Origin of the sequence: Streptomyces sp. NRRL WC-3618, from assembly GCF_001280005.1 — a bacterium.
Taxonomy (GTDB): domain Bacteria; phylum Actinomycetota; class Actinomycetes; order Streptomycetales; family Streptomycetaceae; genus Streptomyces.
On record NZ_LGDW01000455.1, the window covers coordinates 105,724 to 113,084 of the forward strand.

The following is a 7,361-nucleotide window of genomic DNA, read 5'->3' on the forward strand; positions in this document are numbered from 1 at the left end:
TGGGGCCCGCGCCGCGTCTCAGGGCCTGTCGAGCGCGGTCAGGGCGCGCCCGGCCATGGGGTGGGAGCGGACCAGCTCGCCCAGTGAGGTGGAGCCTCGGGTGATGTCCCGGAAGGCGTTCCAGGCGGGGCGGAACCCGGTCAGGACGGCATGGAACATACCGGGGCGCCGCTCGAACGCCTTCAGCATGCTCCGGCCGACGGCCATCTCGACGCCGAGCCCCGCCTTGATCGCGAACGCGTAGTTCAGGGCCTGACGGCGCGTGTCCACGGCGTCGTGCGCCTCCGCGATCCGTACGGCCCACTCCCCCGCTAGCCGCCCCGAGCGCAACGCGAACGAGATGCCCTCGCGGGTCCACGGCTCCAGCAGGCCCGCCGCGTCACCGCAGACCAGCACCCGGCCACGGGAGAGCGGCGAGTCGTCGGCGCGACAGCGCGTCAGATGGCCGGAGGAGATGCTCGGCTCGAAGCCGGCCAGCCCCAGCCGGGCGATGAAGTCCTCGAGGTACCGCTTGGTGGCCGCGCCCTCACCGCGCGCGGAGATCACGCCCACCGTCAGCACGTCACCCTTGGGGAACACCCAGCCGTAACTGCCGGGCATCGGGCCCCAGTCGATGAGCACCCGCCCCTGCCAGTCCTCGGCGACGGTCTGCGGCACCGGGATCTCCGCCTCCAGGCCCAGATCCACCTGGTCGAGTTTCACTCCGACGTGTGCTCCTATGCGGCTGGCACTGCCGTCCGCGCCCACGACCGCGCGGGCCAGCACCGTCTCACCGCCCTGCATGACCACGGCGACCGTCCGCCGGTCCGGTACCGCCGAGCCGTGCTGCTCGACCCGCGACACCGTGACGCCCGTACGCAGCTCGGCGCCCGCCTTCTGGGCGTGCTCGACGAGCTGCTGGTCGAACTCCGGCCGGTTGATCAGGCCGAACAGCATCTGCTTGGAGCGACGGGTGCGGGTGAAGCGGCCGTTGTGGGAGAACGTGACCGCGTGCACCCGGTCCTGGAAGGGAAGTTCGAAACCGGGCGGCAGGGAGTCCCGGGAGGGGCCGATGATCCCGCCGCCACATGTCTTGTAGCGCGGCAGTTCCGCCTTCTCCAGCAACAGCACACTGCGGCCGGCGACCGCCGCCGCATAGGCGGCCGAGGCGCCCGCCGGTCCCGCGCCCACCACGACGACGTCCCACACCTGCGCCACGTCGTCCGCCGAAGAGTTCTCGCTGCTCACGATGGTCTGCTGCTCCTGGTCATCCGCCTGCCGCACCTGTTCCCCCGCATCCTACGGCGGGCGTCGCCACAGTCCGCTGTGGGAGGATCACAGGACTTGTCCCATACAACGTCGCACCCACAAGGAGCGTGCCCATGTCCTCGAATCCGGTCGCCGAGACCGTCGCCTCACTCATACCGAGGGCACGGGTGGAGCTCACCGAACTGGTGGCGTTCAAGTCGGTGGCGGACTTCGAGCAGTTCCCGAAGAGCGAGAGCGAGGCCGCCGCGAACTGGATCGCCGACGCGCTGCGCGCCGACGGCTTCCAGGACGTGGCCCTGCTGGACACCCCCGACGGCACACAGTCGGTGTACGGCTTCCTGCCCGGCCCCGAGGGCGCGAAGACCGTCCTCCTCTACGCCCACTACGACGTGCAGCCGCCGCTCGACGAGGCCGGCTGGGTGACCCCGCCGTTCGAGCTGACCGAGCGGGACGGCCGCTGGTACGGGCGTGGCGCCGCCGACTGCAAGGGCGGCCTCATCATGCACCTGCTCGCGCTGCGGGCCCTCAAGGCGAACGGCGGCGTCCCGGTCAACGTCAAGGTGATCGCCGAGGGTTCGGAGGAAATGGGCACCGGCGGTCTGGAGCAGTACGCCGAGGCGCATCCGGAGCTGCTCGCCGCGGACACGATCGTCATCGGCGACACGGGCAACTTCCGGGTCGGTCTGCCGACGGTCACCTCGACGCTGCGCGGCATGACCATGCTGCGCGTCAAGGTCGACACCCTCGAGGGCAACCTCCACTCGGGCCAGTTCGGCGGGGCCGCGCCCGACGCGTTGGGCGCGCTGATCCGCGTACTCGACTCACTGCGCGCCGAGGACGGTTCGACGACGGTCGACGGGCTCACGGACGACGCGTCGTGGGACGGGCTCGCCTACGACGAGGAGCAGTTCCGCGCGGACGCCAAGGTGCTCGACGGGGTGGAGCTGATCGGCTCCGGCCCGGTCGCCGACCGGATCTGGGCGCGCCCGGCGGTCACCGTCCTCGGCATCGACTGCCCGCCCGTGGTCGGCGCCACCCCGTCCGTGCAGGCGAGCGCACGCGCGCTGGTCAGCCTGCGGGTGCCGCCGGGCGTGGACGCGGCGGCGGCGACGAAGCTCCTGGAGGCGCATCTGACGGCGCACACCCCGTGGGGCGCGCGGGTGAGCACGGAACAGATCGGTCAGGGCCAGCCGTTCCGCGCCGACACCACGAGCCCGGCGTACACGGCGATGGCCGAGGCCATGGCGGTCGCCTATCCGGGCCAGGAGATGCAGTACGCGGGCCAGGGCGGCTCGATCCCGCTCTGCAACACGCTCGCGTCGCTCTACCCGCGGGCCGAGATCCTGCTGATCGGCCTGAGCGAGCCGGAGGCCCAGATCCACGCGGTGAACGAGAGCGTGTCCCCGGAGGAACTGGAGCGCCTGTCGGTGACAGAGGCCCTGTTCCTCCGGAACTACGCCGCGTCCTGAACCCGCCGGGACACCCGCCCTACTCCACCTCGGCCTGTCCCACCGCCACCCCCGCCTCCAGATAGAGCGCGGCGCCCCGCTCGCGTGCCCGCAGCGCCCCGCGCAGGCGCTCGTAGCGGACGGGAGGCAGCAGGCCGGCGGCCTCCTCCTCGGTGACGAAGCGCCATTCGCGCAGTTCGGGGCCGGGCAGCAGCAGTTGCCCGGCCTCGGCGCGGTCGAGCCGCCCCCCGTCGAAGAGGAGGCGCAGCCCGCCGTGGCCGGGCGGTGCGGGCGGCTCCCAGTCGATGACGAGGAGCCGGGGTACGTCGGTGAGGTGGATGCCCGTCTCCTCGGCGACCTCACGCATGCCCGCGCGCGCCGGCGCCTCGCCCCGCTCGACGACTCCGCCCGGGAACTCCCAGCCCGCCTTGTAGGTGGGGTCGACGAGCAGGACCCGGTCCTGTTCGTCGAAGAGCAGGACCCCGGAGGCCACGGTCTCGCCGGTGGGTTCCGGGGTCTGCACGATGTCGCACACGGGCGCGGTCCCGGTGCTGACGGCTTCGGCGATCCGCACGGCCGTCTCGTACGGGGTGAGGGCGCTGGTGTCGATGGGGTGCGCGTCGGCGGTGAGCCAGGAGGCGAGTGCCGCCCGGTACGGCTCGATCTGGTCGTACGACCACTGTCGTACGCGTATCTCCGCGTCCGGGAGGTCGGGTGGGACCTCCCGGGTGCCTATTCGTTCACGCAGGATCGTTTCCGCCGGGGCGAGCAGCACATGCCGGACCGTGATCCGGCGGGCGGCGAGACCGCCGAAGATCTCGTCGCGGTACTCCTGGCGGAGGAGCGTCATGGGCACCACGAGGGTGCCGCCGAGCTCCGCGAGCATGGCGGCCGCGGTGTCCACGACCAACCGCCGCCAGATCGGCAGATCCTGCAAGTCGCCGACGTCCGCGAGGCGCTTGGGCGGCAGCAGCTGCGCGAGTGCCCCACCGATGACCTCGGGGTCGAAGAGCGTGCTGTTCGGGATCAGTTCGATCAGTTCGCGTGCGGTGGTGGTCTTTCCCGCACCGAACGCGCCGTTGACCCAGACGATCACGTTTCCCCCTCTTCTGTTGGACCCCTGAGGCTTGCCCGCTCCACCCTGCCACGGAAACCAGATCCCGTTGAGGCCGCCGACACAGTGGCGCCGGTGCCCCGTCACACGGGTCACCGGCGCCACTGCGACAACTTCCGCCTCGTCAGCGGTTGGTGCTTGGGCCCCCCAGCGCGTTCTCGTCCACGGCCATGCTGTCGCTGGCGACGGTGTGGTCGAGGGCGCTGAGCGTGTCGTCCACGTTCAGATCCCCGAGGGCGTCGGCCCCGAGACCGTGGGAAGGGGTGATCGCCGCGACGACGAACCCGGTGGCGAGGGAGGCGATGGCGAGCATGCTGCGCTTCTTCATGCCCGGCTCAACTGCCGAACCGGGGCGGGGGTCACGCCCAAGGGACGGCTTCGTCGTACTGCTACACCGGACAGACGTCCGCCCGTCGTGTCAGATTCACGGCTCCCGTGCCTCCCGCTCCTGAAACACCGTCCACGGACCACAGCAGCGACCGCGTGCCGACAGCCGGGGCAGCAGCCAACACGACGTGTCACGGCGCGACCCGGCCGCCTGGCAAGGCCGGGTCCCCGCACCGCGACCGCTGCCAGGAGGCCGGTGAGCAACTGGTCCGCGGGACCTCAGACACCCGCCTCAGCCGTGTCGTCCGCCCAACGCGTCAGCGCCGCCGCTGCCGCGCCGACCAGGCCCGCGTCCGTGCCCATCTGCGCCGGTACGATCTCCAGGCGGTGGACGAACGACAGGGTCGCGTACGTCTTCAGCGCCGCGCGCAGGGGCGTGAACAGGATGTCGCCGGCGTTGCCCACGCCGCCGCCGATCACGGCGACGTCGATCTCGACGAGGGTCGCGGTGGCGGCGATGCCGGCCGCGAGCGCCTGGGCCGCGCGTTCGAAGGAGGCGACAGCGACCGGATCACCGGAGCGCGCCGCCTCGGCGACCGCGGCGGCCGAGGTGTCGCCGCCGGGGCCCGGCTGCCAGCCGTTCGCCAGTGCGCGGCGCGCGATGTTGGGGCCGCTGGCGATGCGCTCCACGCAGCCACGGGAGCCGCAGGCGCAGGGGTCGCCGTCGAGTTCGACGCTGATGTGCCCGATGTGGCCCGCGTTGCCGGTGGGGCCGGGGTGCAGTCGCCCGTTGAGGACCAGGCCGCCGCCGACCCCGGTCGAGACGACCATGCACAGCGCGTTGTCGTGGCCTCGGGCGGCGCCCTGCCAGTGTTCGGCCGCCGTGATCGCCACGCCGTCGCCGATCAGTTCGGCGGGCAGGCCACCGGTCGCGGCGCGGACCCGTCCGACGAGCGGAAAGCCGCGCCAACCGGGCACGTTCACCGGGCTCACCGTGCCCGCGGAGGCGTCCACCGGACCCGCGCTGCCGATGCCGACGGCTCTCGCACGTCTCCACAGCGAGGAGCCGGTCAGCTCCCCGAGGACCTCCTCGACAGCCCGCATCACGGTTTCCCCGTCCTCCCGCGCGGGCGTCGGGCGCTGTGCGCGCAACAGGATCCCGCCGAGGCCGTCCACCAGTGCTCCGGCGATCTTGGTGCCGCCGATGTCGAGCGCTGCCACGAGGTCGGTGTGCATCAGTGTCGGATCTCCCTGTCAACCATGGCGAATAGGGGCGGGCCGGTCTGATGGTGGGGGGCGCAGGCCGGAGTTGGTGGGGGACAGTGTCCCCTGCACCTGACAACGTTGTCCAGGCTCTATGCTCGATCCGACATCCTCATATACAACAAGGGACGACGCATCCCCCGGACGCACCATGGTCCGCAGGCACCAGTGGATCGCCGTGGACCGCCGTCGTCCCGTCGACGACAGGACAGGACAGCGCATCGTGGCCGACACCGCCCGCCGCCCGGAGAACCGCTACGGCAACCGTCCGACCATGAAGGACGTGGCCGCGCGCGCCGGGGTCGGGCTGAAGACGGTCTCGCGTGTCGTCAACAGCGAACCCGGGGTCACGCCGGAGACCGAGCGCCGAGTCCAGGAGGCCATCGACGCGCTGGGATTCCGCCGCAACGACAGCGCACGGGTGCTGCGCAAGGGCAGTACGGCGAGCATCGGCCTCGTCCTGGAGGACCTCGCCGACCCGTTCTACGGCCCCCTGAGCCGGGCGGTCGAGGAGATCGCCCGGGCGCACGGCGCGCTGCTGATCAACGGGTCGAGCGCCGAGGACCCGGACCGCGAGCAGGAGCTGGTACTGGCGCTGTGCGCGCGGCGCGTGGACGGGCTGGTGATCATTCCGGCCGGTGACGACCACCGCTATCTGGAGCCCGAGTTGAAGGCGGGCGTCGCCACGGTGTTCGTGGACCGGCCGGCCGGTCAGATCGACGCCGATGTGGTCCTGTCGGACAGTTTCGGCGGCGCACGCGACGGTGTGGCCCATCTGATCGCGCACGGACACCGCCGGATCGGCTTCATCGGCGACATGCCCCGCATCCACACCGCAGCCGAGCGGCTGCGCGGCTACCGCGCCGCGATGGAGGACGCCGGCATACCGGTCGAGGACGAGTGGATGTCCCTCGGCGTCACCGACCCGGAGCGGGTGCGCCGCGCGGCCGAGGAGATGCTCGTCGGGCCGTCTCCGGTCACGGCGATCTTCGCGGGCAACAACCGGGTGACGGTCACGGTCGTCCGGGTCCTCGCCGAACATCGCCGTGCGGTCGCCCTCGTGGGCTTCGACGACTTCGAACTCGCCGATCTGCTCCAGCCGGGCGTCACCGTCGTCGCCCAGGACTCGGCCCAGCTCGGCCGTACGGCCGCCGAACGACTCTTCCGTCAGCTGGACGGCACTCTGCTCACTCCGGAACGCATCGAACTCCCGACCCGCCTGATCACCCGGGGCTCGGGGGAACTGCCGCCGGCGGACTGACGGTCCGGGATCCTGGACGGGCCTTGGTTCAACGTCCCCGGGAACGTACGGGAGTTGTTCGCCACGTGGCTCGACGCCAGCCAGGGAGCGCCGGCGCCGACAGGCCCGTACGACCGTGCCCGGCCGCTCCCTCCCCCGAGGTGGGCGTCGAGCCGATCCGCGCGGAGGGCGGGGAGAACAGCAACCGCTCCCCGAACTCCTCGACGGATCATCGCAGTTGAGGAACCTGTTCGGCGCCGCACCCGAGGAGTTCCGTCCGTCCCGTCCGGAGCCGTGCCGGCGGGCTCAGCACACCGGGAGTCCGGGCACCGGGGTGTCGTTGTCGCCGCCCTTGAGGTAGACGTCGCTGACGTAGACACCGGCGTTGCCGCTGTCGTCGTCGGTCTTCGCCCACCAGACGTTCGTCCACTTGCCGTATGTCTCGCGCCGGCCCAGGTTCTGCTGGCAGTAGAAGTAGTTGGTGCCCGAGTTGAGGACGCCGACCTCGGTGCCGGAGGCGGTGTACGACTTCGCGGTGCGCCAGACCGTGCAGTTGTACTTGCCGTCGCCTGTCGACTCGCACGCCGGGTCGGAGGCGGGGGCGGAAGTGGGGGTGGGTGTGGGAGTCGCGGCGCCGCCTGTACTGCTCCCGCCGGTGGTGCCCGTCGCGCCCGTTCCGCCGGTCGTCCCCCTTCCCGCGTCGCCGGCGGTGGCGCCGCCC

6 protein-coding genes and 1 pseudogene are annotated in these 7,361 nt (G+C 71.8%); 2 read left to right on the top strand and 5 right to left on the bottom strand.

The genetic code is table 11. The annotated features are described in order from the left end of the window. Positions 1 to 18: 18 nt before the first annotated feature. A complete protein-coding gene (locus ADL01_RS32070) occupies positions 19 to 1,227 on the bottom strand; it encodes a geranylgeranyl reductase family protein (RefSeq protein WP_053745543.1) in 1,209 nt (402 codons plus the stop codon). A gap of 134 nt (positions 1,228 to 1,361) precedes the next feature. Between ADL01_RS32070 and ADL01_RS32075 the strand changes: the two genes are divergently transcribed. After that, the gene (locus ADL01_RS32075) at positions 1,362 to 2,717 is read left to right on the top strand and encodes a dipeptidase (protein ID WP_053745530.1); all 1,356 of its coding nucleotides are present in this window, start codon (positions 1,362 to 1,364) and stop codon (positions 2,715 to 2,717) included. A 19-nt stretch (positions 2,718 to 2,736) separates the two neighbouring features. Here ADL01_RS32075 and ADL01_RS32080 read toward each other — a convergent pair whose 3' ends face one another. The 3 genes from ADL01_RS32080 to ADL01_RS32090 form a co-directional block, all read right to left on the bottom strand. After that, on the bottom strand, positions 2,737 to 3,792 hold the full coding sequence (locus ADL01_RS32080; RefSeq protein ID WP_053745531.1) for an NUDIX hydrolase: 1,056 nt from the start codon (positions 3,790 to 3,792) through the stop codon (positions 2,737 to 2,739). 142 nt (positions 3,793 to 3,934) lie between these two features. Then, on the bottom strand, positions 3,935 to 4,138 hold the full coding sequence (locus ADL01_RS32085; RefSeq protein WP_053745532.1) for a hypothetical protein: 204 nt from the start codon (positions 4,136 to 4,138) through the stop codon (positions 3,935 to 3,937). 278 nt (positions 4,139 to 4,416) lie between these two features. After that, a complete protein-coding gene (locus ADL01_RS32090) occupies positions 4,417 to 5,373 on the bottom strand; it encodes an ROK family protein (RefSeq protein ID WP_053745533.1) in 957 nt (318 codons plus the stop codon). A 178-nt stretch (positions 5,374 to 5,551) separates the two neighbouring features. On the opposite strand from ADL01_RS32090, the gene ADL01_RS32095 reads away from it, so the two are divergent. After that, positions 5,552 to 6,661, top strand: coding sequence for a LacI family DNA-binding transcriptional regulator (locus ADL01_RS32095; protein ID WP_053745534.1), 1,110 nt, complete (start codon positions 5,552 to 5,554; stop codon positions 6,659 to 6,661). Between the two features lie 285 nt (positions 6,662 to 6,946). On the opposite strand, the pseudogene ADL01_RS32100 reads toward ADL01_RS32095, so the two are convergent. Beyond that, positions 6,947 to 7,361, bottom strand: a pseudogene (locus ADL01_RS32100) (serine/threonine protein kinase); the annotation flags it as partial.

What these genes read in the sequence shown, in the direction of transcription:
- ADL01_RS32075 (WP_053745530.1), top strand. Translation starts at nt 1,362, where the DNA reads ATGTCCTCGAATCCGGTCGCCGAGACCGTCGCCTCACTCATACCGAGG.
- ADL01_RS32085 (WP_053745532.1), bottom strand. Translation starts at nt 4,138, where the DNA reads ATGAAGAAGCGCAGCATGCTCGCCATCGCCTCCCTCGCCACCGGGTTC.
- ADL01_RS32090 (WP_053745533.1), bottom strand. Translation starts at nt 5,373, where the DNA reads ATGCACACCGACCTCGTGGCAGCGCTCGACATCGGCGGCACCAAGATC.
- ADL01_RS32095 (WP_053745534.1), top strand. Translation starts at nt 5,552, where the DNA reads ATGGTCCGCAGGCACCAGTGGATCGCCGTGGACCGCCGTCGTCCCGTC.